The following is a 23,183-nucleotide window of genomic DNA, read 5'->3' on the forward strand; positions in this document are numbered from 1 at the left end:
CAAACCTCTGGTCGTTAAGCCGTCAATGTCAGTCATGGTGAAACCCCGGTCCCGCCTTTGAATTGGGTATTGGGTTCTCAAGCAGATGGGCGATTGCAGTCTTGATGTCGTTTAGCAGGAGTACCGCCATGTCGCGCGTGATGCCACGGCGGATCAGGATGCGCTGGACGATTGTTTCCTCGCGGTCAGCGGGAAGCTTGTATGAGGCGATTTGCCAGCCCCGCATGCGAACACGATCCGATAAATCGAAAAGCGAAAAGCCGGCGGTATCGGGGTGGCGCAGCTTGTAGCAAACCGCTGGTAGCGCGCCGCGGCCGTCGTACACCATTTCTATCGCGCTAAGCTTGGCGAGACCGTCCGCCAGGAATTGCGCCGTGTCGGCACATTCCTGCTGGATGCGCCTGTAGCCTTCGTGGCCTAGCCTGAGCAGCAAGTAATACTGCGCGATGATCTGTCCCGCCGGCCGCGAAAAATTAAGCGCGAACGTGGGCATGTTGCCGCCAAGGTAGTCGACCATGAAGATCAGGTCGTCAGGCAGATCCTTCACGCTGCGCCATACGACCCAACCTACTCCGAGCGGCGCGAGACCATATTTATGGCCCGAGGTGTTGATGGATTTCACTCGTTCAATGGCGAAGTCCCATTCCAGATCCGGCTGAATGAAAGGCGCGACAAATCCGCCGCTCGCTGCATCCACGTGAATGGGGATGTCCAGGCCGACATCGCGTTGCAAGGCATCGAGGGCGCCTGCGAGCGCCTTGACGGGTTCATAAACGCAGGTGAAGGTAATGCCAAGCGTAGCGACCACGCCGATGGTGTTTTCATCGCAATAGGCGGCGAGCTGTTCCGGTTGCAGGCCGAGGGAGTCACCGCTTAGGGGAACCTGGCGAAGCTCGACGTCGAAATAACGCGCGAACTTGTCCCAGCACACTTGCACCGGGCCGACCACAATATTGGGTTTGTCGACCGATTTTCCTTCGGCCAGCCGGCGCTTCTTCCATTGCCATTTGAGCGCGAGTCCACCGAGCATGCAGGCTTCGCTCGAACCGGTGGTCGAGCATCCCGTGGTCTCCCACGAACGCGGCGCATGCCACAGGTCGGCAAGCATATGAACGCAGCGTTTTTCAATCTCGGCGGTCTGCGGATATTCGTCCTTATCGATCATGTTCTTGTCGATCGATAAATCCATCAAGCGGCGGACTTCATCGTCTGCATAGGTGGTGCAGAACGTGGCTACGTTCTGGCGCGAATTGCCGTCCATGAAAAGTTCGTCGCGCACCAGATCGAACACTGAATGGGGTTCTGATGGGAGTTTAGGAATACGATATTTCGGCAGTGACGCACCGGAGATAGTTGTCGCATACTCGTCATTGTTCGCTTCAGCGCTGCTGAGCGCGGGCTTAAGAAATGTCATTGACTATTCCGGTGGGAAGATTGAGCGGAGATGCCAAGCGTGGTGTGCTTAAGCGAAATGGCTTCGCATGGCCTGATACCGTTATATCCCGCGGATCGGAACGATCATTGACCTGGGTCATGCTCGCGACGAGCAGGTCTTTTAATTTTCTAATAGCTGAAGCTGGTTTTATTGGTAATTACATGTGGCTTTCATATTTTCTTAGTTTTAAATGTCTAAAGGTCAGTGGGAAAATGGTTTTCGTTCGTGCCGGTGCAGGGGCGGGGCTGCTAGGTTCTGATGTCAGCGGCCGGGGTCAGTGCCGGGTTGCACGGGTTTTGCGTTAGCGGTTCTGGTTCATTGCCGGGTTGCTGCTTTTTAGGTTTTTGCGCGTTTTATGTTGGCTTATTTCTCTATCACTATTAGCCACTGCGCGTGGCGGCGCGTCATTTCTTTGTCCAAAGCGACAAAGAAACGAAGCAAAGAAAACGCTTTCACCTCTCTGAAAATTAAGTGTCCACAGCGTGCGGTTTTGATTCATTGGTACCCGAAAAGCACGGTGCTCGCCAGAGCCACGGATGTGTGAACCCCTCTTTCTCGCGAATCCTGACAGTAAAACGCTTCGCCCCATACGCTCTCGGGCTAGCACCCGTGCCAAGGAAACCCGCACGGCCTCACGCGTATTTGCCGCAGTGGTACTTCGCGAGTTAGCTATCAGTTTGCATTGCTATTTGCCGGGTTAGGCCTCACGCATTCTGCAGATCCATTTCTCGGCGGTTTAAAAAATGGTTCGGCATGCGTACAAATTCGGTGGAAGGTTTTCCGCGGATAGCGCGGGGCGCTCCTCGGGCAGGTTCAGTCGCTAGTGCTTGCCCGAGAGCGTACGGGGCGAAGCGTGTTAATGTCAGGATTCGCGAGAAGGAGGGGTTCACACATCCGTGGCTCTTGCGAGCACCGTTCTTTTGGGGCACCCATGAATGAAAACTGCACGCTGTGGACACTTAGGGTAGAGCGGTGAAAGCGTTTTCTTTGCTTCGTTTCTTTGTCGCTTTGGACAAAGAAATGACGCGCCGCCACGCGCAGTGGCTAATAGTGATAAAGAAAACATCCAACATAAAACCCGCGAAGGCCTAAGAAGCAGCAACCCGGCATTGAACCAGACCGCTAACGCAAAACCCGTGCAACCCGGCATTGAACCCGACCGCTAACGCAAAACCCGTACATCCCAGCCCCCCTATCGCCGCAACTCCCCAGGCCCCTTCCCCGTCCATCGCTTCAACGCCCGACGAAAATTAGCGGAGTCACTAAACCCGAGCAACATCGCAATATCGTCAGTGCTCATCTTGGTAGTCTTCAAGTACTCGGTCGCAAGCGAACACCTCACATCATCGACAATTGAAACGAACGAGGTACCTTCCCCCTCAAGGCGCCGCCGCAAAGTCCGGCTGGTCATCCTCAACGCGTCCGCGACCACCTCCATGCTCGGAAACTCACCGGGCTTGCGCATCAACACCTGATAAACCTCACCCGACACGCCGACCGATGTCTTAGCCTGACCAATGAGGCGGTCGCACGTTTCCTGCAAAAGCGTTGCCGTGTGCCGATGCGCCAGTTGAGGTTTTTGTTCCAGAATACCGCTGTCGTAATGAAGCTCACATTGCGGCTGGTCGAAGTAGCAAGGACAACCGAGGTACTCAGGATAAATATCGCCGTGCGCAGGCTCGGGATACGAAAAACAAGCCTTCGTAGGCGGGCAAGTGTGGCCGGCAACGTCCTGAAGATGCGTCACATGCTGCGTGAATTGCTGCTCGATCAGGAACTCTCGCAGCTCTCGCGACGGACTGGAGATAAACGCATCGGGAAACGTCCAGATACCCTCATCGGGATACTCGGTCCATTCAATGGTGAGCGTAGGCGTCGCAAGCTGGTGATACTTCACGCCAAGCCGAAAATAATCCCGCAGCGACAAGCAGGACATCAACGCGTATCCATACATTCCGTAAGCGGACAAATGCAGCCGCGAACCGACAATAAAAGGCGTCGCAGGACTGCACGACAGCAGGATCGCGTTCCTGCAAACCGCTGCGTATTGCCGGACCGAGGTCAACGCCGACGCATCGTAGATCTTATCGACGTCAACGCCGCTGCCTTTCAGGCTGTCTTCCGGCGCAATGCCCTGCTCGCTTAACACCTCGACCAACGCAGCGATCTTGTAGGGCGCGTAAATGCGCTCATTCAGCAATGGCAATTTCGATGACACCGCGTCCCCTTCAGAATGTCCCATGACAACATCGCGTTGTCCGAAAATGACCTTAAGAGGGAAATCGTATCTCACTAGTATCCATATCACAACAGGGCGGTCCGTCGATGGACAAGCCGGAGACTCGAATACTCAGGAGACACGCTTGACCAATCGCAAAGTCATTATTTCGTGCGCGATCACTGGCGCGACGCACACGCCGTCGATGTCGGAATACTTGCCGCTTACGCCGGCGCAAATCGCGACGCAATCGATCGAAGCCGCGCAAGCGGGCGCTGCGATCATCCACTTGCACGCACGCAACCCGTCGAATGGCCGCCCTACTCCATCGCCCGATATCTTCAGGGAATTTGTTCCCGCGATCGCCGCAGCGACCGATGCGGTCATCAACATCACGACCGGCGGCAGCACGGGCATGACGCTCGCGGATCGGCTGGCCTATCCACGCGTTGCCAAGCCGGAAATGTGTTCGTTGAACATGGGCTCGATGAACTTCTCGATCCATCCGATCGCCGCGAAGATATCGTCGTGGCGCTACGACTGGGAGAAGGACTTCATAGAAGGAATGGAAGACACGATCTTCCGTAATACCTTCAAGGACATCAAGAACATCATGCTCGAACTGGGCGCTAACGGCACCCGCTTCGAGTTCGAATGCTACGACGTCGGGCACCTCTACAACCTCGCGCATTTCGTCGATCAGGGGCTGATCAAGCCACCGTTCTTTATCCAGTCGGTGTTCGGGATTCTTGGCGGTCTAGGCGCCGAACCGGAGAACATGTCAGTCATGCGCACGACTGCGGACCGTCTCTTTGGCCGCGAAAACTATCACTTCTCAATCGTGGGCGCAGGCCGCCATCAAATGGCGTTCGTGACCATGGGCGCCATCATGGGCGGCAACGTTCGGGTCGGTCTGGAAGACAGCGTGTTCTTGTCGAAGGGCGTGAAGGCCGAAACGAACGCACAGCAAGTGCGCAAGATTCGACACATCCTGGAAGAGCTTTCGTTCGAGATCGCGACGCCCGCGGAAGCGCGGCAAATGCTCGGTCTCAAAGGCGCCGATAAAGTCAGCTTCTAAGTGCAGTTCTTGAAGCATCGAATGAACTCAGCCTGACACCGGCGTCGGCAATAACACCGGCCGATCAGAGCCAACAAAAACAACAACGTGCAACCTTTGGCGGAGACATCATGACAACCCGAACCAACATCGACAGCAGTAGCGAACTACACCGCATTGCAACGCGCAAGGCAATGCTGCGGCTCATCCCGCTCATGTGCGCGATTTATTTCATGTCGTACCTTGATCGAACGAATGTATCGCTCGCCAAGGCACGGCTTGCCACCGACCTGGGCATCAGCGCTGCGGCGTATGGGCTGGGCGCGGGTATTTTTTTCCTGGGTTATGCACTGCTCGAAGTGCCGAGCAATCTTGCTGCGCACCGCTTCGGGCCGCGTCGCTGGATTGCGAGAATCGCGGTCACCTGGGGTGCGCTTTCGGCCGCGATGATGTTCGTCCAGGGCGAGTGGTCGTTCTACACAATCCGGGTTCTGCTTGGCGTCGCTGAAGCGGGTCTCTTTCCCGCATTGATGTACATGGTGACCCTCTGGTTTGCGCCGAAAGACCGCTCGGTCGCGGTCGGCTGGATCTATACCGCACCGGCTCTTGCATTGGTGATCGGCAATCCGCTCGGCGGCGCATTCATGCAGATGGACGGCTTCGCAGGCTTGCATGGATGGCAATGGCTGTTCCTGCTAGAAGGATTGCCGACCGTTGTCGTTGGCGTGATCCTGTGGTTCAAGCTGCCGGAAAGACCCTCCGGCGCGCACTGGTTATCCAACGACGAGGCACGCGTACTTGAAGCGCGCGCAGTGCCGGATGCCGCGCACGCCAGCATCTTCTCGGAGGACTGGGTCGCTGCGTTGAAGCGCCCAGCCATTGTGCTTATCGGGCTGATCTATTTCCTGAATCAGGTCGCGTTGGTCGGGCTCGTCTTCTTCACGCCCGCGATGATCCAGCAGATGCACGTCAAGTCGCCGCTAATGATCGGTGTGCTGTCAAGCAGCGTCGGCATTGGCTTCCTGATCGGTGTGCTGGTGTTGCCGTGGATTCATCGCCGGGTGACCAGCGACTGCATCTATCTCGGTGTGCTGACCGCGGGCCTTGTGGTCAGCGCGCTCTTGTTCATCTCGTCCACGCTCATGGAGGTCCAGCTCGCGCTCTTTGTGGTCACCGCGTTCTTTGCAGGCGGCGTGCTGCCTCTCTACTGGGCGATTGCAATGAAGCGGCTGCACGGCATTCAGGCCGCGGCTGGACTGGCATTCATCAATACGATCGGACTGATCGGCGGGTTCGTGGGGCCTTATCTTTTCGGCTTGGCCGAGACCGCGTCAGGCAGAAGCGCATCGGGGTTTTCAATTGTCGTCGGCGCATCGCTCCTGGGACTCATCCTCGTCCCGCTATTGGCTAAGGCGATTCAATCTGAAGACCGGGCGGCAGGCCTTGACGAACCGGTGCTGAAATTCAAGTCATGACACAGCGAGGCGCTTTTTAAGGCTCTCTTCCCCTAAGAACGAGTGGAAACAAACAATGAGATTGAATGGAAAGGTAGCCATTATCACGGGCGCGGGCCAGGGCATCGGCGAAGCAACGGCGCTTAAATTCGCTGGCGAAGGCGCGATCGTCGCCGTGTGCGATCTGAACCATGAGGCGGTATCAAGCGTTGTTGCCGCGTGTCGCGAGGCGGGTGCGGACGCGATCGGTTTTACGCTCGACGTCGCGAATCGCGACGCGGTGGACGACATGGTCGCGGACGTCCTGGAACGTTACCGGAAGATCGATGTGCTCGTGAACAACGCCGGAATCACACGCGATGCGCGTCTTCAGAAGATGACACTGAAACAGTTCGACGACGTGATCGATGTCAACTTGCGAGGCGTGTTCCATGCGTCGCAGGCGGTTGTCGACAAGATGATCGAGCAAGGCTCGGGTGTCATCCTGAATGCGAGTTCGGTTGTCGGTATCTATGGGAATTTCGGCCAGACCAACTATGCGGCCGCTAAGTTTGGCGTGATCGGTTTTACGAAGACCTGGAGCCGCGAGCTGGGACCCAAGGGAATACGCGTCAACGCAGTGGCGCCGGGGTTCATCGACACACCCATCCTGTCGACTATTCCAGACGATGTGCTCGCAAAGATGCGCGAACAGGTTCCGCTAGGCAGGCTGGGCAAGCCTGAAGAAGTCGCGAACCTCTACGCTTTTCTTGCCAGCGACGAAGCGAGTTATATCAACGGCGCCGTGATCGAAGTGTCCGGCGGGATGACGCTGTAACGCCGTCGTTATCCATGTGGCAAATCAAGGAATGGTATGAAGACTATTGACCTGCTCAGGCCCGCGCCCGGATTGCGCGTATTGATTTCGGGTGCAGCCACGGGCATTGGCGCTGTGATCGCACAGGCATTTCTGGACGTCGAAGCGGACGTCTACATTTGCGACGTCGATTCCAATGCTGTCGATAAAGCAAAAATCGACAAGCCACGTCTACACGTGGGCATTGCCGACGTCGCGAACCGTGAGCAAGTGGACCGCGTGATCGACGACGCCCGCGCCAAGCTCGGCGGCCTCGATATTCTCATCAACAATGCGGGCATTGCAGGCCCGACGGGCGCGGTAGAAGACATTGATCCCGACCAGTGGGAAAGCACCGTTTCGACCAACCTCAACAGCCAGTTTTATCTCCTGAGGAAGGCGGTGCCGGTGCTGAAGGAGACCTCGCTCAATCCGTGCATCATCGCGATGGCTTCGGTAGCGGGACGACTAGGCTACCCGTATCGCACGCCTTATGCCGCGACCAAATGGGCCATCGTGGGCCTGGTTAAATCGCTGGCGGTGGAACTCGGACCGAGCAACGTTCGCGTCAATGCGATCCTGCCGGGCGCCGTCGAGGGTGAGCGCATGGACCGGGTGATCTCCGCGCGCGCGGACGCGCTGGGAATTAGCTTCGACGAGATGAAGGACGACTATCTGCAAAAGATTTCTCTCAGGAGAATGGTCACCGTCCAAGATGTAGCAGCGCTGACGCTATTCCTTGCGTCTCCAGCGGGCCGGAACATCTCCGGCCAGGCGATCAGCGTCGACGGTAACGTCGAGTACCTGTAACGCCTCGCTGCTAACGACCGCTGCTAACGACAACACTTACATCGCGGGGATCATCATGGGAGCGTCGGTATGGTCTTCCACGCCCTTGACGCCCGGCACCTTTTCCGCGGCAATGCACATGGCGCGCGCCTGCTCGGAAGAGGTAACCACGCCCCACAGATGAACCGTGCCGTCATTCACGATAATGTTTTCTGAGGCCACGGCCCAACGGTGACCGTCAAGTTCCCGGATGACCGCCTCGCGCAACGTCTGGTCGGCGTTCAGCATGGTCACGCCCGTGTCCTTCGGAACGCTGGCCAATGCCTTCACCAGATTCGCCCGGCTAACAATGCCCATCAGCTCGCCGTCGTACAACACCGGAACGCGCTTGATACGATGCCGCTCCAGGAGATCGGCTATTTCACTCACCGGCGTGGTCTCCTTGACGGTAATCACCTTGGGCGTCATGACGTCCTTGACCAGGCGCGCGTTCTCCTTGATATACGTTGCGGCCAGATTTTGTGTCGATGCAAAGAATTCAAGCCACCATGAACGTCGCCGCGCTTGCGTGCCGATCTCGGCTCTATGGATGAGATCGCCCTCGGTGAGCATGCCAAGCAAGCGGCCCTCATCGTCCACCACCGGCGCACCGCTGATGTGATTGTCGGCAAACAGGCGCGCGGCATCTCGCACGGTCGTGCCGGGTCCCACGGTAATGACCTTCCTGGTCATGACATCAACTGCTCGCATGGTATTTCCCCTCAATGTAATCGGGCGAGTGCCTGACAAGGTTGAACCAACCTTACGAAAACTCGCCATCGTTAAGAATGCTAGTGAAGGATCGCGCGGCGGACATGATTCAGATCAACCGTGCCGCCGTTAAAAATGCATGCCGACGCCAACGCCAACTACGAGCGGGTCGATCTTGAGCGACCCAAGCGAGGCGCCATCCGCTGACGCGCTGGTGCGCATCCAGATCTTCTTGACGTCGAAATTGACGAACAGATTGCGGGCGACCTGCACATCGACACCCGCTTGCAGCGCGGGGCCGAAACTCGAGTTCTTGATCGATACCGGCGTATCGCCGGCGTGCAGGCCGTTGTTATAAAACAGCGTGTAGTTCACGCCCGCGCCAACGTAAGGGCGAATCTTGCCGGCCGCGTTGAAATAGTACTGAAGCAAGAGCGTGGGCGGCAGGACGTTCACGCCGCCGAGCGCCCCGGCATTCGACGTGACCTGATGACGCGACGTGGCAAGGATCAACTCGATGCCAATGCTCGGACGCACCATATAAACAAAGTCGAGCTCGGGAACAATGCTGTTGTTGACGCCCGTCCCGATGCTTCCCAATGTGCCGCCTGCGGAAACACTGGGCTGGATGCTGATTGCCCTGACGCGCGCAAGAATGTCGCCCTGATCGGCGTGTGCCGGCATGCATACCGCCGATAACGCCGCGCCCATCAGCGCCGCCGCAAATAGTGAATGCTTTCCCACGGTTTTCCCCTTGTTGTTCCCGTCGCGAATGCGTTTTTCCGTAAGGGGATTTTCCGAATGGAGCGGTTACTGCGCCATGATGTGGATCAGCAAACCGGTATAACGAGGGTGCGGTTTATTGCGGCACAGCACGCCATATACAATTGATCCTGGTAAATACGCTCTCCGCCAGCCTTACGCTTAGCGCGGCGCCTATAGGTTAAACGAGCGACACGAGCAATTCGAGCCGGAGAACCACGTGCCAAGCGATCGCCCCTCTTCACCCGCAAACGACGAGCTCGCCAGCAACGTATTTCCTCACGCCTTGGGCGATATCCACTTCAGGATGCTTGTCGACGCAGTTCAGGATTACGCCATCTTCATGCTTGATCCGGATGGGCGCGTCGCGAGCTGGAACCGTGGCGCGCAAAACATCAAGGGCTACGCGGCCCAGGACATCATCGGGCAGCACTTTTCGGTTTTCTATACGCCTGATGATGTTGCAGCGGAAAAACCGCGCATGGAACTGACGCTGGCTGCGTCTGAAGGCCGCGCTGAGGATGAAGGCTGGCGCGTGCGCAAGGACGGTTCGCGTTTCTGGGCAAACGTAACCATCACGGCGATTCGCGAATCCGACGGCACGCTGCGCGGTTTCGCCAAGGTTACGCGGGACATGACGGACCGGCTGCGGCTGGTGGAGCTTCAGCATGCCAGTGCGTTGTCTTTACATGTTCAGACCGCGCGCGAGGAAGAAAGAAGCCGGATAGCACGCGAGCTTCACGACGACCTCGGCCAGCAACTGGTCGCACTCAAGATGGATGTCGCCTTGCTCAATCAATCCGTCACGGAAGACGGCAAATCGGCGCACCACACCATTAAGCAGACCATTGCGTTGCAAGCGCATATTGATTCGATCATCGCCTCAGCGCGGCGTATTGCAGGCGGGCTGCGCCCCCCCATGCTCGACGACCTGGGCCTGGGTGCGGCACTCGAATGGCTCGCGGAGGAATTTCGCAATCGCTACCGGCTTGCTGTCACCGTACGAAACGAGGTGGAGAAACTGGCGTTATCGCCGACGGCTGCAACCGCTATTTTTCGCATCGTGCAAGAAGCGTTGACCAACGTTACCCGTCACGCCGAAGCTACCCGGGTGCACGTGGAAATGCACGTCGAGCATGACGACTTCCGCATGCACATTGAAGATAACGGCAAAGGGACAATGCTCGATGGCAACCGGAACAAGGAAAACTTCGGATTACTGGGTATGCGGGAACGAGTACGCCAGTTAAAGGGACGAGCAACATTCGACAGCGCGCCGGGCGATGGATTTCGAATTGACATCTCATTGCCCGTCGACGCCGTCAAAGCGGACTCCGACGGCAACTAAGGCACCGCCGATCCGCTCTACAGATGAATCGTTTCAGAACGCTTCAGGCCGATCCACACCACGCCCTCGCGCAAGCCATCGAGCACGGCCTCCGACTCGCGGGCGAAGATTTTCGAGTGCCGGAACTGATGCTTGAACTCACCCGCCGGCACGCTGTGCGCGACGTGCACTTCACAGCAAAAGCTGTCGCCGACTGGAATGCCTTGCGTGAAAACACTCCAGTCGTCACCGGTCACCTGACCCGTCAGCGCCATGTCATATCTCCTCGGACGACGACCCGCGGCCGCTTCGTGTTCGTGCCGCCGAACATCAGCGGCGCCGCATTCATGCCAATCTCCGCAGGACTTACGCTTCAATAATCACCTTGAGCGCGTGTGTATCGGCGGCTTGAGAGAACGTCTCATACGCTTTCAGAACATCTTCCAGCGCAAAGCGGTGCGTGATGAGCTTGCCCGCTTCCAGACGCCCTGACCCAACGGTCTTCAGCAGCATGGGCGTGCTGACGGTATCCACCAGTCGCGTCGTGATCGTGATGTTGCGGTCCCACAGGCATTCCATATGCAGGTCGACCTTCACGCCGTGAACGCCCACATTGGCTATGGTTCCACCCGGTGCAATGATCGATTCGCATAGCTCGAAGCTGGCCGGCATGCCCACTGCTTCGATCGCGCAATCCACGCCAATGCCGCCCGTCAGCGCCATGATTTCCGGCACCGGGTTGCCACTTGCATTGTTCACGCATGCGGTCGCGCCAAAGGTTCGCGCGACTTCCAGCCGGTTTGCATCGCGGTCAATCATGATGATCTGAGCCGGCGCGTAGAACTGAGCCGTGAGCAATGCAGCCAAGCCAATTGGACCCGAGCCGACAATGGCAACCGTGCTGCCCGGCTGCACCTTTCCGTTCAGCACGCCGCACTCGAAACCGGTCGGGAGGATGTCCGAGAGCATGACCAGCGCTTCTTCATCGGCGCCGGCGGGAATGGGGTACAAGCTCGTTTCCGCATGCGGGATGCGCACGTATTCGGCTTGCGTGCCGTCGATCTTGTTGCCGAGAATCCAGCCGCCTGTCGTGCAATGCGAGTACATGCCGCGGCGGCAATAATCGCATTTTCCACACGACGTGATGCAAGAAATCAGGACGTGATCACCCGGCCTGAAGGTTGACACCGCAGCGCCAACCGCCTCGATTACCCCCACGCCTTCATGTCCCAGGATGCGGCCCGGTTCGCAGGTCGCCACATCACCTTTCAAAATATGCAGGTCCGTTCCGCAAATGGTCGTACGCGTGACCTTGACGATTGCATCCGTCGCCGAAAGGAGCTTCGGCATTGGGCGGTCGTCGAGGGATTTATTGCCGGGTCCGTGATACACGAGTGCCTTCATCGTCAATCTCCTTTTGCCTGCACATGCCTGGAAACGGGGTTTCCCTGACGAAACTTTAGGCCCGGCCGGCACGGGCACGGTTGACCTGTATCAATCGATAAGACATGGATGCGCAACGTTTCACCCACGCCCATGACAGCGCTCGCAAGGCCACTTCATTACGCGCCGGGACGCGGCTCCTTGATCTGCGTCAACGGAAAAAAAGCGCGAACTCATAGACTTTTTGTAAGCGCCAGGCGATCTGGGCCGGTTCTAAGGCGAATCAGCTGCAACACCCCGCGCTCACTGCGTCACCGACGCCAACGACCCACTAACGGAGCATTTGCGATGAGCTACAAAAGCATCGTCGTTCAACTCGACGCGAGCGCACGCGCCCATCCGCGCCTCGAATATGCGCTGCGTCTCGCTACCCAATTCGACGCCCACCTGACGGGTGTGTTCTCGGCGTTCGCTCCTGATCCGCGTACTTTCTACGTCATGGCCGGCACGGCGGACTACTACGAAGAGCATCGAAAAGTCCTTCAGGAACGCCACGGTGCGCTCGAACGGATATTTCATGCGGAACTGCTTCGAGCAGGCGTACGAGGGCAATGGGTCGACTACCCTGACTACGCGGGCGAAGCGGTCCCTCGCTATGCGCGTTACGCGGACCTGGTCGTGGCGGGGCAAGACGACCCCGACGATCCGGAAGCATTCGTCGCCGATCATTTCCCCGAAACGCTCGTGATGACCTCGGGCCGCCCCGTGCTGTTCATCCCCTACAACGGCGTGTTTCCGACGCTCGGCGCCAACATCATGGTTGCGTGGAACGGCAGCCGCGAGTCGGCCCGCGCGGTTCAAGACGCGATGCCGTTATTGCAGCGCGCGGAAACGGTCACCGTCGTCAGGCTTAACGAATCGAAAGAAGATCCGGGCGCGAATCCCGTCAACCGCCTTCCAGCCGCCGACATTGCCCTTCAGCTTGCGCGGCACGGCGTCAAGGTCGAAGTGGCGGCACTCGATGGTGTCAAAGACGTCTCCATGGGCGACATGCTGATTTCACGCGCGTCGGATCTGGGTGCGGACCTGATCGTCATGGGCGCGTATGGCCACTCGCGCTGGCAGGAACTCGTCATGGGCGGCGCGACGCGCACCATGCTGGAATCCATGCCCATACCCGTATTGATGTCGCACTGATGTTGCTTTTGGACTAAGGAGATTCTTCATGTACAGCCGCATTCTCGTTCCTATCGACGGCAGCGAAACGTCAGCGCACGCCCTTGACGCCGCGCTGCAACTTGCTCGCGAGCACGACGCGGAAGTCAAGGCCGTTTATGTGGTGGATGTGCCGCAATTGATGTATTCGGGGCCGGCCTGTGACCCGTCGCTCGTACGTGAAGCCTTCGTCAAAGAGGGAGCGCTGGTACTCGCCGACGCTGCCGCCAAGATGCTGCGTGGGGGCGTCAAAGGCTCAACGCTCGTGGTCGAGGTGGATCCGTTGGGTGATGACATCGCTCAACGGATCACGGCCGCCGCGAAAGATTTCAGCGCCGATCTCGTGGTCATGGGCACGCATGGCCGGCGCGGCTGGCGAAGGCTCGTGCTGGGCAGCGTGGCCGAGCGTTTCTTGCGGATCTCGACCCGGCCGGTGCTGCTGGTACCGCTGCATTCCGCGAAAACAAATGGACCGCGCATAGTCAGCACGCTGGACGTCGCGGGCGCATCAACGTAAATGGCGCGGTCTTGCCGACGCCGGTCGAGCCTTTAGGGAATGCACTACAGCGGAAGTGCCGCGTCATGTTCATCGTCGCGAACGGTGAGGACAGGAACATGACTCGACCGCAGAATCGTTTCCGCGACACTGCCAATCAAATGCCGGCGCACACCACGCGGACCATGCGACCCCATCACGATAAGATCCGCTTCGAATGCGAGAGCCGCCTGCATGAGGGCGCCCGGGATGCTCGCGCCGTGTGCATCAACGATCTGGGTAGTGCAGCGTATGCCGCTGCTTGCACCGCTTTTTACACCGCTTTTTACAACACTCCGCTCGCACAACTCGAGTGCATGATCGAGTTGCCAGTGCATGCCGGCATCGCCTCCCACTTCCTCTCCGATAGCGCCGTCCGCAAGATTGCGGACGTCGTGCGAGATAACGTACGTCACCATCAACATCGCATCGGCGGGCTGCGCCAGCCTGAGCGCCTCTTCAAGCGCGAGGTTCGCGCTGAGGCTGCCGTCGAGCGCCACCAGAATTCGTTTGTACATGACTGTCCCCTGGATGTCCTTCATCTTTCAGTGTCCGCGTGCAGGCCTGCTGGTCGCTTGATCCACATCAATTCATGCGGCCGGGCGGTACACCGCTCAAATCACGTTCGCAGCGGCACGGTATGATCCGCACACCTTCAGCAGCACGCTTTTCCCCTATTCCCGGAGACCCCATGTCCGCGACACGGCGTAACACGGCATCGCAACACGGCGCCGGTCGAGCGCCCCGCGTAACGGGCGTGGCTGGCATGGCCGCCGCCCTCCTGCTCACTGCGGGCGCGGCCTTCATGGCGCTCAGGCACAAGAGTACGAATGCCCCTAAAGCCCCGGAACCCGTCCCAACGCGGCTTGATGAAGCGCGGCTGCTTGGCATCATCCGGTCGTCGACGGAAGCAATCATTACCATCGACGAAAACCAGCGGATCATCATGTTCAATCCGATGGCGGAACGTCTGTTCGACTGTCCTGCAGCCGACGCGCTGGGCACTTCTCTCTCCCGCTTCGTTCCCGAGCGTTTTCGCGCCGGTCACGAAGGGCATGTGCGCCAGTTCGGCGTGACTGGCGTGTCAGACCGGCAAATGGGCGGGCGGCGCATACTGTACGGTCTGCGCGCGACTGGGAGTGAGTTCCCGTTCGAAGCATCGATCTCCCAGTTCGGCGATGAAACCGGCAAGCTCTACACGGTGATGCTGCGCGACATCAGCGCGCAAATCGATGCCGAACGTTCGTTGCAGCGCTCGCACGAGGAACTGCGGGAGCTCTCCGCGAATCTTCTGAGTATCCGCGAGGAAGAGAAGTCCCGTATTGCAAGGGAATTGCACGACGACCTGGGCCAGCAATTGACCGCGTTGAAAATGGATATATCGTCACTCGAACTCGACGCCGGAACCAACGCCGACGCGCGTGCGCGATTGCGCGGCATGCAGCGCCTGATCGACGCAACCGTCGCCTCGATGCGCCGGATCGCCGCCGATCTACGCCCCGTGATGCTCGACGACCTGGGCCTGGTTCCGGCTATCGACTGGCTGGCGATCGACTTTACGAACCGCTACGGTATTGACGTCGAGCGGCAGATCGACGCGCGCCACACCATTTTCAGCCGCGACGGCGCGACTGCCGTGTTCCGGATCGTGCAGGAAGCGCTGACCAATGTGGCGCGCCACGCGCAAGCTACCCGTGTCGACCTGGCGTTGTACCTGGAAGGCGACCGCTGCATCCTGCGCATTGCCGACGACGGCATCGGCGCGCATGAGCGTGTCGACGCCGGGCGCAAGTCGTTTGGTCTTATCGGCATTCGCGAGCGGGCGCACGGGCTGGACGGGTCGGTGTCGATCGAATCGGGCATCGGACGCGGGTTCGCCGTGACCGTGACGTTCCCGCTGGCGACCTTGCAACAGGACGAGCCTTTCTCCGACAATCCGGAAAACACCGAGGAAGAACCGCTGCAATGACCCGAGTATTGATCGCCGATGACCACGCGCTCGTGCGCGACGGCCTGCGCCATATCCTGCGCAGCGCGAGCGGCCTGGAAGTCGCTGGCGAAGCCAGCGATGGCACCACCACCATGGCAATGATCCGCGCCACGCCCGCGGACGTGCTGGTCCTCGACTTGTCGATGCCCGGCAGGAACGGCGTCGAATTGCTCAAGCAGATCAAGGACGAGAAACCGGCGCTGCGTATTTTGGTCCTGACCATGCACGCCGAACAGCAGTACGCGGTGCGCGCGTTCAAGGCGGGGGCGTCGGGTTATTTGACCAAGGAAAGCGCGAGCGCCGAGCTGGTCACGGCCGTGAGCAAGGTCGCGGCGGGCGGTGTGTACGTCAGCCTCGCGATGGCCGAGCGGCTCGCGCAAAGCCTGAATGAACCCGCAGACGACTTGCCGCACCGGCGGCTTTCCGACCGCGAATTCGAGGTGTTCCGGCGCATCGCAGCCGGTGAAACGATCACGCAGATCGCTCAGGCGCTGTCGGTGAGCGCCAAGACGGTCAGCACGTACAAGACCCGCATCCTCGAAAAAATGCAGATGCCGCACGACACCGCGCTGGTCCGCTACGCCATGCGCCACAAGCTGTTCGACGACGACTGCGACGACTGATACGCCGAATACCTCTGGGTCTTCACGCTCGCAAAAGGCGTGTAGTCCAATCCCTACAGCCCTTCCCAAACCCCTACGTCATGTCTGGCCGCTTGCCGATTTTATTTTGAGATAGCCCCGACCATACTTCGAGGCATGAACTCAAACGGTTGCGCGCCATGCTGAAGATCTTCCTTATCGATGACTCCGGCCTTGTGCGCCGCCGCCTCTCTGCGCTGATCGACGCGCTGGCTGGCGTGGTGGTCGTGGGCGAGTCCGAAGAAGCGGATACAGCGCTCGGGTGTATCCGCATGACGCGCGCGGATCTGGTGATCGTCGACCCGCATCTGGCCGCGGGCAACGGCATGGCGATCGTTGCGGCGCTGGGGCGTGCCGAGCCGCCTGTTGTGACCATTGTGTTGACCAATCATTCGGGGCCGGCGTTTCGTGCTGCATGCCAGCGCGCCGGCGCGAGCTATTTCTTCGACAAGACCAGCGAGTACGAACTCGCCCGCGACACCATCGTGCGACTGGCCAACGAGCACCGTCCCGAGCCGACGCCCTGCGAGCCGGCATGACTGTCTTCTACTCGCCTCGACTGCAATCCTCGCATCTTGTCCGTTCATCTATTCAGTGATCGTCCGACTCTTCTGGAGACAGGCATGACCTCAGCTACCGCTTATGCGTCCACTTACGCGCCCGCTGCTTCAACGGCTGCGATTCCCCTTGCTTATCTGGCGCGCTCCGCCATCACGAGCCCGCCACCACCGGCCACGCGTGCGGACACGAACTGCTCCGCGTGTTCGTTGCATTCCATCTGCATGCCGGCTCACCTGAGCGCGACGGAGCTGGCGCGGCTCGATGCCATTGTGTGCTCCACGCGGGTCGTACGGCGTGGCGAGACGCTCTACCGTGCCGGCGATAAATTCAAAAGCATCTACGCCGTGCGTGTCGGATGTTTCAAGACGGTCATTACGCATCGCGATGGCCACGAGCAAGTCACGGGCTTTCATATCGCAGGCGAGCCGCTTGGACTTGATGGCGTTTGCTCCGATGAACAGAATTGTGATGCGATCGCGCTCGAAGACAGCAAGGTGTGTGTGATTCCGTTCGACTTGCTCGAGGATCTTTGCCACGACGTGAAGGCCATGCAGCAGCATGTGCATCGGATGATGAGCGGCGAGATCGTGCGTGAATCCGGTCTCATGATGATGCTTGGCACCATGACTGCGCAGCAGCGTGTGGCTGCGTTCCTGCTCAATCTGTCGTCGAGGATGAAGACGCGGGGTTACTCTTCCGCCGAATTCAATTTGCGGATGACGCGTGAAGAGATTGGCAGCTATCTCGGGTTGAAACTTGAGACCGTCAGCCGGATGTTTTCGAAGCTGCAGCATGCCGGGGTTATCGATACGAACGGCAAGCAGGTGCACATTCTCGACAGCGAGAAGCTTGCGGGTGTTTGACTGAGGCCCAAGCGAAGCGAACGGACATGCCTATTGAGTATCTGCGAGGTTTCACGCGGCCGCAGCGCACCGATCAAAATAACCGGCGCCTTGGGCGCTGGCTGGCGTTTATTGCGGGCGCGGCCAATGCGGGCGGTTTCCTTGCTGTTGGTCAGTACACCTCGCATATGTCGGGGATCGTATCGGCACTCGCCGATAACCTCGCGGCAAGCGACTTCGGCCTGATTGTTGCGGGATTGAGTTCACTCGCGGCGTTCATGACGGGCGCGGCGACCTCCGCGATCATGATCAATTGGGGCCGGCGCCGGCGGGCGCAAAGCGAATACGCATTGCCGTTGATGCTGGAAGCCGTGCTGCTGCTTGTGTTTGGGCTGCTTGGCTCGAACCTGGAAAACAACCGGTTTCTGTTCGTGCCCGCCACTGTAGGGTTGTTGTGCTACGTGATGGGGTTGCAGAATGCAATCATTACGAAGATATCCAAAGCCGAGATCCGCACTACGCATATGACCGGCATTGTCACGGATATTGGCATTGAGATTGGCAAGCTTTTTTACTGGAATGTGTCGGAGGCCGGGCCTGGTGTTAATGCAGTCAGGGCGGATCGGTCCAGGCTGCGGTTGCTGGCTTCGCTGCTTGGCATGTTCTTTATTGGCGGTCTTGCTGGCGCGTTGGGTTTCAAGTATGTGGGGTTTATATCGACGCTGCCGTTGTCGGCGATGCTGGTTGTGTTGGCTGTCGTGCCGTTGGTGGATGATTTAGTCGGGCAGAGGAGGTGAAATCGTGGCGCGGATTTGATCGCTTGAATGGGTATAGGGAGTTGGTGGGTGGGGTAGGTTCTGGCGTTAGCGGTCTGAGTCATTGCCGGGTTGCTGCTTTCCAGGTCTTCGCGGGTTATACGTTAGCTGATTTCTTTATCACTATTAGCCACTGCGCGTGGCGGCGCGTCATTTCTTTGTCCAAAGCGACAAAGAAACGAAGCAAAGAAAACGCTTTCACCGCTCTACCCTAAGTGTCCACAGCGTGCAGTCCCATTCATGGGTGCCCCAAAAGCACGGTGCTCGCCAGAGCTTAGGATGTTTGAAACCCTCCTTCTCGCGAATCCTGACAGTAAAACGCTTCGCCCCGTACGCTCTCGGGCAAGCACTAACGACTGAACCCGCCCAAGGAGCGCCCCGCGCTATCCGCGGAAAACCAACCTCCAAACTTATATGCATGCCGAACCATCTTTTAAACCACCAAGAAATGGATCTGCAGAATGCATAAAGCATAACCCGGCAAATAACATTGCAAACTGATAGATAACCCGCGAAGCACCACAGCGGCAAATAAGGGTGGGGCGGTGCGGGTTTCTATGGCGAGGGGGCTTGCCCGAGAGCGTACGGGGCGAAGCGTTTTACTGTCAGGATTCGCGAGAAGGAGGGTTTCACACATCCGTGGCTCTGGCGAGCACCGTGCTTTTGGGGTACCCATGAAATGGAACTGCACGCTGTGGACACTTAATTTTTAGAGAGGTGAAAGCGTTTTCTTTGCTTCGTTTCTTTGTCGCTTTGGACAAAGAAATGACGCGCCGCCACGCGCAGTGGCTAATAGTGATAAAGAGATCAGCTAGCACATAACCCGCGAAGACCTGGAAAGCAGCAACCCGGCAATGCACCCGACCGCTAACGCAGAACCCGCGCAACCTGGCACTGCCCCTGACCGCTATCGCCCCTCTTCCCTTGATACAGATCAATCATCCGATTGCCCCTCCCGATACAGTTGACTCTCGCCATCACTATTGATCGCGCACGGCGGCCCGACCCGCGAACAACGCGATACACGCCTTTCAGTTGCAAGAAAGAACACCCCCTCCAAAGGCAAGCAAATTGAACACTCGACCCGCGGTCGCATCCACCGAAAACCATCCCTTGACGGATGGCGTGGAGAACGCGAGTCCGAGTGAACGCGCCCAAGGCCGCGTAGTCGCAGTACGAGGCGCAATCGTGGATGTCGCGTTCGACCACACCGCGTTACCGCTCATCGAAGAATCTCTGTCCATCTTCACGGATCGCGGACCACCGATCATCGCTGAAGTACAAGCTCACCTCGACGAACACACAGTCCGCGCACTCGCGCTCCAATCCACCGACGGGCTGAATCGCGGCACAGCCGTGCGTGCCTCCGGCGGGCCGATCCTCGTGCCGGTAGGTGAAGCCATGCTAGGTCGTCTGATCGATGTCACCGGCACGCCGGGAGACCGCGGCGCCCCCTTCGCCGACGACGTCCCGCGCCGCCCGATTCATCGCGCCCCACCGCCGTTTGCATCGCAGAGCGCAGCCACCGAGATCTTCTGGACCGGGATCAAGGTCATCGACTTACTGACCCCGCTTGCACAAGGCGGCAAGGCCGCCACCTTCGGCGGCGCCGGCGTCGGCAAGACCGTGCTCGTGATGGAGCTCATCCACGCAATGGTCGAACGCTACAAAGGCATCTCGGTCTTCGCCGGGGTCGGCGAACGGTCGAGGGAAGGCCACGAGATGCTGCTCGACATGCGCAACTCCGGCGTGCTGCCGCGGACGGTATTGGTCTACGGCCAGATGAACGAACCGCCGGGCGCACGCTGGCGAGTGCCGCTGACGGCGCTCACCGTCGCGGAATATTTTCGCGACGAACGCCACCAGAACGTGCTCCTGCTAATGGACAACGTCTTCCGGTTTGTCCAGGCAGGTGCCGAGGTCTCTGGCCTGCTTGGACGGCTGCCCTCGCGGGTCGGCTATCAGCCAACGCTCGCAAGCGAAGTGGCCGCGCTGCAGGAGCGCATTGTGTCGGTCGGCGGTGTATCGGTGACCGCGATCGAGGCTGTCTATGTTCCGGCAGATGACTTCACCGACCCCGCCGTGACGACCATCGCGGCGCATGTGGACAGCATGATCGTCCTGTCGCGTTCGATGGCCGCCGAGGGCATGTATCCCGCCATCGATCCCATCGCTTCGTCGTCCATCCTGCTCGATCCGGCCTTCGTCGGCGACGAGCACGCAGCGGTTGCCATTGAGGTACGCAAGACCATCGAACATTATCGGGAACTGCAGGACGTCATCTCGCTGCTCGGAGTCGAGGAACTGGGCGTGGACGATCGCCGCATCGTTGGACGGGCTCGCCGGCTGCAGCGCTTCCTGAGCCAGCCGTTCACCGTCACGGAGGCGTTCACGGGCGTGCCCGGCCGCTCAGTGGCGGTCGCCGATACGATCGCCGGCTGCAAGGCAATCCTCACCGGCGATTGCGACAACTGGCAGGAAAGCTCGCTCTACATGATCGGCACACTCGATGAAGCCCGTGCTCGCGAAGCGGCCTCGGCAACGGCAACGGCGGCCAAGACCGGGCCTGTTGCGGAACAGGTCGAATCATGAGCGCGCTCCTGCACCTGGTCATCGCCACGCCGTCGCGCGTGCTGTTCGACAGCATGGAGGTCGCAGCGCTGCGTGCCGAAGACGCCACGGGCAGCTTCGGCATTTTGCCGGGCCACGCGGCGTTCCTGACCGTGCTCGCGCCGTCCGTTCTCCGATGGCACGCCGCCGACGGCATCGAACAATTTTGCGCGGTAAAGGAAGGCGTGCTGCGCGTATCGGGCGGACACGAAGTATCGATTGCATGCCGTGAAGGTGTGATGGGCACGAGCGGCGTGTCGCTCGAAGTACTCGAGGCGCAAGTCCATGCCGCGCGCGCAGCGCAGCTCGACGCAGTGCGTCGTGCGCGCGTGGATGAAACCCGTCTTCATGCGCAAGCCGTTCGCCAGTTGCTCCGATATCTGCGCCCAAGCGCCGGATCGGCCGATGGAGCAGGGCCGTGACTCAAGCCTCACCTGGCGATATCGACCCAAAGCGCAACGACGACAGCATGGCGCATGCCGCGCGGCAAGCCGTGCAACGCGAACGCGAGTTGCGGGAAGAGCCGGAACCATCGCTTGGCGTGCGTCTCGGCCAGATCGGCATTCTTGGCTGGACCATCGTCGTGCCAACGCTGCTTGGGCTTGTCATCGGCCATTGGCTCGATCGGCACTTCAACACCGGCGTGTTTTTCTCGGCGCCGCTACTCATGGCAGGCGCAGCCGTTGGATTATGGTCCGCATGGAAATGGATGCATCGGCAAACCCGGAGAGATCGGCAATGACTTATCACTTACCGCTCGCAGCCCAGATCGCAATTGGTGTGAGCGTCGGGCTTGCGGCTGGCGCAATCCACTTCTCGACCCTGCGCTGGAACGTCCGGCTGCTGATCTCCGGCACGCCGGCCAAGGCTATCGGCCTGCAACTCCTACGTCTCGCGGGCGTGGTCGTTCTCTTCGGTGTCCTGGCTAAACTTGGCGTGTGGCCACTGTTATGCGGCGCGGCCGGTTTGCTGTTGGCGCGCAGCGTCATCTTGCGACGCGTACAGGTCAGCACGCCATGATCGCCTCGCCTCTCGTCACTGCCACGCTGTTCCATATCGGGCCCATCGATGTATCGTCACCGGTAGTAGCAACATGGGTCATCATGGCCCTGCTAGCCGGGGGCGCCGCCTGGTACACGCGCCGCTTGTCGCTCACGCCATCGAAAATGCAGACGGTGCTCGAGCTGGTGGTCAGCACCATGGACGACCAGATTCGCGACACCATGCAAGCCGAGCCCGAGCGATATCGTTCATTGGTCGGCACGCTCTTCCTGTTCATCCTGGTCAGCAACTGGTCTTCCCTGCTGCCCGGTGTCGAACCGCCGACCGCGCACGTGGAAACCGACGCCGCGCTGGCCCTCATCGTGTTCTTCGCAACCATTTTCTACGGCATTCGCACGCGCGGTCTGGGCCGTTATCTCGCCACGTTTGCCGAACCCACCTGGATCATGATCCCGCTCAACGTGGTCGAGCAGATCACGCGAACGTTCTCGCTGGTCGTGCGTCTGTTTGGGAACGTGATGAGCGGGGTCTTCGTGGTGGGCATCGTGCTATCGCTCGCCGGACTGCTCGTCCCCATTCCGCTGATGGCGCTCGACCTGCTTACCGGCGCAGTGCAGGCGTATATCTTCACGGTTCTCGCGATGGTCTTCATAGGCGCCGCGCTAGCCGAAACTTCCACAAAGACTTCCAGCAAAGAGGCAGGCCAGCAATGAACAATCTGATCCAGGTAGTGAGCATTCTCGCCGCAGCGCTCGCGGTCTCGTTCGGTGCAATCGGGCCCGCGCTTGGCGAAGGCCGCGCGGTCGCCGCCGCCATGGACGCGCTCGCGCGGCAGCCGGAATCGGCCGGCACGATCTCGCGCACGCTGTTCGTCGGCCTGGCGATGATCGAGACCATGGCGATCTACTGTCTGGTCATCGCCCTGCTCGTGCTGTTCGCCAATCCGTTCGTGAAGTGAGTGC

24 protein-coding genes and 1 pseudogene are annotated in these 23,183 nt (G+C 59.4%); 18 read left to right on the top strand and 7 right to left on the bottom strand.

Annotated elements, in window-relative coordinates; all coding sequences use genetic code 11:
• Window positions 1-28: 28 nt before the first annotated feature.
• The gene (locus ACMX25_RS13065) at window positions 29-1,414 is read right to left on the bottom strand and encodes a glutamate decarboxylase (protein ID WP_414950365.1); all 1,386 of its coding nucleotides are present in this window, start codon (window positions 1,412-1,414) and stop codon (window positions 29-31) included.
• Window positions 1,415-2,627: 1,213 nt separating this feature from the next.
• Window positions 2,628-3,653 carry an AraC family transcriptional regulator gene (locus ACMX25_RS13070; protein ID WP_414950480.1) on the bottom strand — a complete coding sequence of 342 codons (1,026 nt, stop codon included), beginning with the start codon at window positions 3,651-3,653 and terminating at the stop codon, window positions 2,628-2,630.
• 145 nt (window positions 3,654-3,798) lie between these two features.
• Between ACMX25_RS13070 and kce the strand changes: the two genes are divergently transcribed.
• The 4 genes from kce (at window position 3,799) to ACMX25_RS13090 (ending at window position 7,809) form a co-directional block, all read left to right on the top strand.
• Window positions 3,799-4,731, top strand: a complete 933-nt coding sequence (kce, locus tag ACMX25_RS13075; protein WP_414950366.1) for a 3,5-dioxohexanoate:acetyl-CoA acetone transferase — start codon at window positions 3,799-3,801, stop codon at window positions 4,729-4,731.
• A 110-nt stretch (window positions 4,732-4,841) separates the two neighbouring features.
• A complete protein-coding gene (locus ACMX25_RS13080; protein ID WP_414950367.1) occupies window positions 4,842-6,185 on the top strand; it encodes an MFS transporter in 1,344 nt (447 codons plus the stop codon).
• Window positions 6,186-6,240: 55 nt separating this feature from the next.
• On the top strand, window positions 6,241-6,981 hold the full coding sequence (fabG, locus tag ACMX25_RS13085) for a 3-oxoacyl-[acyl-carrier-protein] reductase (protein ID WP_414950368.1): 741 nt from the start codon (window positions 6,241-6,243) through the stop codon (window positions 6,979-6,981).
• 36 nt (window positions 6,982-7,017) lie between these two features.
• Window positions 7,018-7,809: an SDR family oxidoreductase gene (locus ACMX25_RS13090; protein ID WP_414950369.1), complete on the top strand. Its 792-nt coding sequence runs from the start codon at window positions 7,018-7,020 to the stop codon at window positions 7,807-7,809.
• A 36-nt stretch (window positions 7,810-7,845) separates the two neighbouring features.
• On the opposite strand, the gene ACMX25_RS13095 is transcribed toward ACMX25_RS13090, so the two are convergent.
• Window positions 7,846-8,538 (bottom strand): CBS domain-containing protein, encoded by a 693-nt coding sequence (locus ACMX25_RS13095; RefSeq protein WP_414950370.1) that lies wholly within the window; start codon window positions 8,536-8,538, stop codon window positions 7,846-7,848.
• A 129-nt stretch (window positions 8,539-8,667) separates the two neighbouring features.
• Window positions 8,668-9,249 carry an OmpW/AlkL family protein gene (locus ACMX25_RS13100; protein WP_414950481.1) on the bottom strand — a complete coding sequence of 194 codons (582 nt, stop codon included), beginning with the start codon at window positions 9,247-9,249 and terminating at the stop codon, window positions 8,668-8,670.
• A 271-nt stretch (window positions 9,250-9,520) separates the two neighbouring features.
• Between ACMX25_RS13100 and ACMX25_RS13105 the strand changes: the two genes are divergently transcribed.
• Window positions 9,521-10,648, top strand: a complete 1,128-nt coding sequence (locus ACMX25_RS13105) for a PAS domain-containing sensor histidine kinase (RefSeq protein ID WP_414950371.1) — start codon at window positions 9,521-9,523, stop codon at window positions 10,646-10,648.
• Between the two features lie 17 nt (window positions 10,649-10,665).
• Here ACMX25_RS13105 and ACMX25_RS13110 read toward each other — a convergent pair whose 3' ends face one another.
• Together ACMX25_RS13110 and ACMX25_RS13115 are read right to left on the bottom strand one after the other, a co-directional pair.
• On the bottom strand, window positions 10,666-10,902 hold the full coding sequence (locus tag ACMX25_RS13110) for a UDP-glucose 4-epimerase (RefSeq protein WP_414950372.1): 237 nt from the start codon (window positions 10,900-10,902) through the stop codon (window positions 10,666-10,668).
• A gap of 91 nt (window positions 10,903-10,993) precedes the next feature.
• Window positions 10,994-12,031: a zinc-dependent alcohol dehydrogenase family protein gene (locus ACMX25_RS13115; protein ID WP_414950373.1), complete on the bottom strand. Its 1,038-nt coding sequence runs from the start codon at window positions 12,029-12,031 to the stop codon at window positions 10,994-10,996.
• Window positions 12,032-12,358: 327 nt separating this feature from the next.
• Here ACMX25_RS13115 and ACMX25_RS13120 point away from each other — a divergent pair, with 327 nt between their 5' ends.
• Both ACMX25_RS13120 and ACMX25_RS13125 read left to right on the top strand, forming a co-directional pair.
• Complete coding sequence (locus ACMX25_RS13120; RefSeq protein ID WP_414950374.1) at window positions 12,359-13,207, top strand: universal stress protein; 849 nt, start codon at window positions 12,359-12,361, stop codon at window positions 13,205-13,207.
• 28 nt (window positions 13,208-13,235) lie between these two features.
• A complete protein-coding gene (locus ACMX25_RS13125; RefSeq protein WP_414950375.1) occupies window positions 13,236-13,742 on the top strand; it encodes a universal stress protein in 507 nt (168 codons plus the stop codon).
• 44 nt (window positions 13,743-13,786) lie between these two features.
• On the opposite strand, the gene ACMX25_RS13130 is transcribed toward ACMX25_RS13125, so the two are convergent.
• Window positions 13,787-14,278 carry a universal stress protein gene (locus tag ACMX25_RS13130; protein ID WP_414950376.1) on the bottom strand — a complete coding sequence of 164 codons (492 nt, stop codon included), beginning with the start codon at window positions 14,276-14,278 and terminating at the stop codon, window positions 13,787-13,789.
• Between the two features lie 206 nt (window positions 14,279-14,484).
• Between ACMX25_RS13130 and ACMX25_RS13135 the strand changes: the two are divergent.
• From ACMX25_RS13135 to ACMX25_RS13185, 11 genes and pseudogenes are all read left to right on the top strand, one after another.
• Window positions 14,485-15,729: pseudogene (locus tag ACMX25_RS13135) on the top strand (PAS domain-containing sensor histidine kinase); the annotation flags it as partial.
• Window positions 15,726-16,373 carry a response regulator gene (locus ACMX25_RS13140; protein ID WP_414950377.1) on the top strand — a complete coding sequence of 216 codons (648 nt, stop codon included), beginning with the start codon at window positions 15,726-15,728 and terminating at the stop codon, window positions 16,371-16,373. The pseudogene ACMX25_RS13135 and the gene ACMX25_RS13140, both read left to right, overlap by 4 nt.
• 158 nt (window positions 16,374-16,531) lie before the next feature.
• Window positions 16,532-16,930: a response regulator gene (locus ACMX25_RS13145; protein WP_414950378.1), complete on the top strand. Its 399-nt coding sequence runs from the start codon at window positions 16,532-16,534 to the stop codon at window positions 16,928-16,930.
• Between the two features lie 84 nt (window positions 16,931-17,014).
• Window positions 17,015-17,815: a fumarate/nitrate reduction transcriptional regulator Fnr gene (gene fnr / locus ACMX25_RS13150; protein WP_414950379.1), complete on the top strand. Its 801-nt coding sequence runs from the start codon at window positions 17,015-17,017 to the stop codon at window positions 17,813-17,815.
• A 26-nt stretch (window positions 17,816-17,841) separates the two neighbouring features.
• Complete coding sequence (locus ACMX25_RS13155) at window positions 17,842-18,591, top strand: YoaK family protein (protein WP_414950380.1); 750 nt, start codon at window positions 17,842-17,844, stop codon at window positions 18,589-18,591.
• 1,131 nt (window positions 18,592-19,722) lie between these two features.
• Entirely contained in the window at window positions 19,723-21,201 is a 1,479-nt protein-coding gene (atpD, locus tag ACMX25_RS13160) for a F0F1 ATP synthase subunit beta (protein WP_414950482.1), read from the top strand.
• Window positions 21,198-21,641 (top strand): F0F1 ATP synthase subunit epsilon, encoded by a 444-nt coding sequence (locus tag ACMX25_RS13165; RefSeq protein WP_414950381.1) that lies wholly within the window; start codon window positions 21,198-21,200, stop codon window positions 21,639-21,641. Before atpD ends, ACMX25_RS13165 begins: the two co-directional genes overlap by 4 nt.
• Window positions 21,638-21,961 (top strand): AtpZ/AtpI family protein, encoded by a 324-nt coding sequence (locus ACMX25_RS13170; RefSeq protein ID WP_414950382.1) that lies wholly within the window; start codon window positions 21,638-21,640, stop codon window positions 21,959-21,961. Before ACMX25_RS13165 ends, ACMX25_RS13170 begins: the two co-directional genes overlap by 4 nt.
• Window positions 21,958-22,239, top strand: coding sequence for an N-ATPase subunit AtpR (locus ACMX25_RS13175; protein ID WP_414950383.1), 282 nt, complete (start codon window positions 21,958-21,960; stop codon window positions 22,237-22,239). The genes ACMX25_RS13170 and ACMX25_RS13175 overlap by 4 nt, the downstream gene beginning before the upstream one ends.
• Window positions 22,236-22,934: a F0F1 ATP synthase subunit A gene (locus ACMX25_RS13180; RefSeq protein ID WP_414950384.1), complete on the top strand. Its 699-nt coding sequence runs from the start codon at window positions 22,236-22,238 to the stop codon at window positions 22,932-22,934. The genes ACMX25_RS13175 and ACMX25_RS13180 overlap by 4 nt, the downstream gene beginning before the upstream one ends.
• Complete coding sequence (locus ACMX25_RS13185; RefSeq protein WP_031359402.1) at window positions 22,931-23,179, top strand: F0F1 ATP synthase subunit C; 249 nt, start codon at window positions 22,931-22,933, stop codon at window positions 23,177-23,179. Before ACMX25_RS13180 ends, ACMX25_RS13185 begins: the two co-directional genes overlap by 4 nt.
• Window positions 23,180-23,183: the final 4 nt, after the last annotated feature.

It is taken from the genome of Caballeronia eucalypticola (assembly GCF_047608185.1).
In the GTDB taxonomy this organism is placed as follows: domain Bacteria; phylum Pseudomonadota; class Gammaproteobacteria; order Burkholderiales; family Burkholderiaceae; genus Caballeronia.

Bases quoted from the DNA above. Each gene is read 5' to 3' on its own strand.
- ACMX25_RS13100 (WP_414950481.1), bottom strand. From the start codon at position 9,249: ATGGGCGCGGCGTTATCGGCGGTATGCATGCCGGCACACGCCGATCAG.
- ACMX25_RS13165 (WP_414950381.1), top strand. From the start codon at position 21,198: ATGAGCGCGCTCCTGCACCTGGTCATCGCCACGCCGTCGCGCGTGCTG.
- ACMX25_RS13110 (WP_414950372.1), bottom strand. From the start codon at position 10,902: ATGGCGCTGACGGGTCAGGTGACCGGTGACGACTGGAGTGTTTTCACG.
- ACMX25_RS13120 (WP_414950374.1), top strand. From the start codon at position 12,359: ATGAGCTACAAAAGCATCGTCGTTCAACTCGACGCGAGCGCACGCGCC.
- ACMX25_RS13180 (WP_414950384.1), top strand. From the start codon at position 22,236: ATGATCGCCTCGCCTCTCGTCACTGCCACGCTGTTCCATATCGGGCCC.
- ACMX25_RS13115 (WP_414950373.1), bottom strand. From the start codon at position 12,031: ATGAAGGCACTCGTGTATCACGGACCCGGCAATAAATCCCTCGACGAC.
- ACMX25_RS13090 (WP_414950369.1), top strand. From the start codon at position 7,018: ATGAAGACTATTGACCTGCTCAGGCCCGCGCCCGGATTGCGCGTATTG.
- ACMX25_RS13080 (WP_414950367.1), top strand. From the start codon at position 4,842: ATGACAACCCGAACCAACATCGACAGCAGTAGCGAACTACACCGCATT.
- ACMX25_RS13145 (WP_414950378.1), top strand. From the start codon at position 16,532: ATGCTGAAGATCTTCCTTATCGATGACTCCGGCCTTGTGCGCCGCCGC.
- ACMX25_RS13065 (WP_414950365.1), bottom strand. From the start codon at position 1,414: ATGACATTTCTTAAGCCCGCGCTCAGCAGCGCTGAAGCGAACAATGAC.
- ACMX25_RS13175 (WP_414950383.1), top strand. From the start codon at position 21,958: ATGACTTATCACTTACCGCTCGCAGCCCAGATCGCAATTGGTGTGAGC.
- ACMX25_RS13130 (WP_414950376.1), bottom strand. From the start codon at position 14,278: ATGTACAAACGAATTCTGGTGGCGCTCGACGGCAGCCTCAGCGCGAAC.
- fabG (WP_414950368.1), top strand. From the start codon at position 6,241: ATGAGATTGAATGGAAAGGTAGCCATTATCACGGGCGCGGGCCAGGGC.
- ACMX25_RS13140 (WP_414950377.1), top strand. From the start codon at position 15,726: ATGACCCGAGTATTGATCGCCGATGACCACGCGCTCGTGCGCGACGGC.
- ACMX25_RS13185 (WP_031359402.1), top strand. From the start codon at position 22,931: ATGAACAATCTGATCCAGGTAGTGAGCATTCTCGCCGCAGCGCTCGCG.
- ACMX25_RS13125 (WP_414950375.1), top strand. From the start codon at position 13,236: ATGTACAGCCGCATTCTCGTTCCTATCGACGGCAGCGAAACGTCAGCG.
- ACMX25_RS13155 (WP_414950380.1), top strand. From the start codon at position 17,842: ATGCCTATTGAGTATCTGCGAGGTTTCACGCGGCCGCAGCGCACCGAT.
- ACMX25_RS13095 (WP_414950370.1), bottom strand. From the start codon at position 8,538: ATGCGAGCAGTTGATGTCATGACCAGGAAGGTCATTACCGTGGGACCC.
- fnr (WP_414950379.1), top strand. From the start codon at position 17,015: ATGACCTCAGCTACCGCTTATGCGTCCACTTACGCGCCCGCTGCTTCA.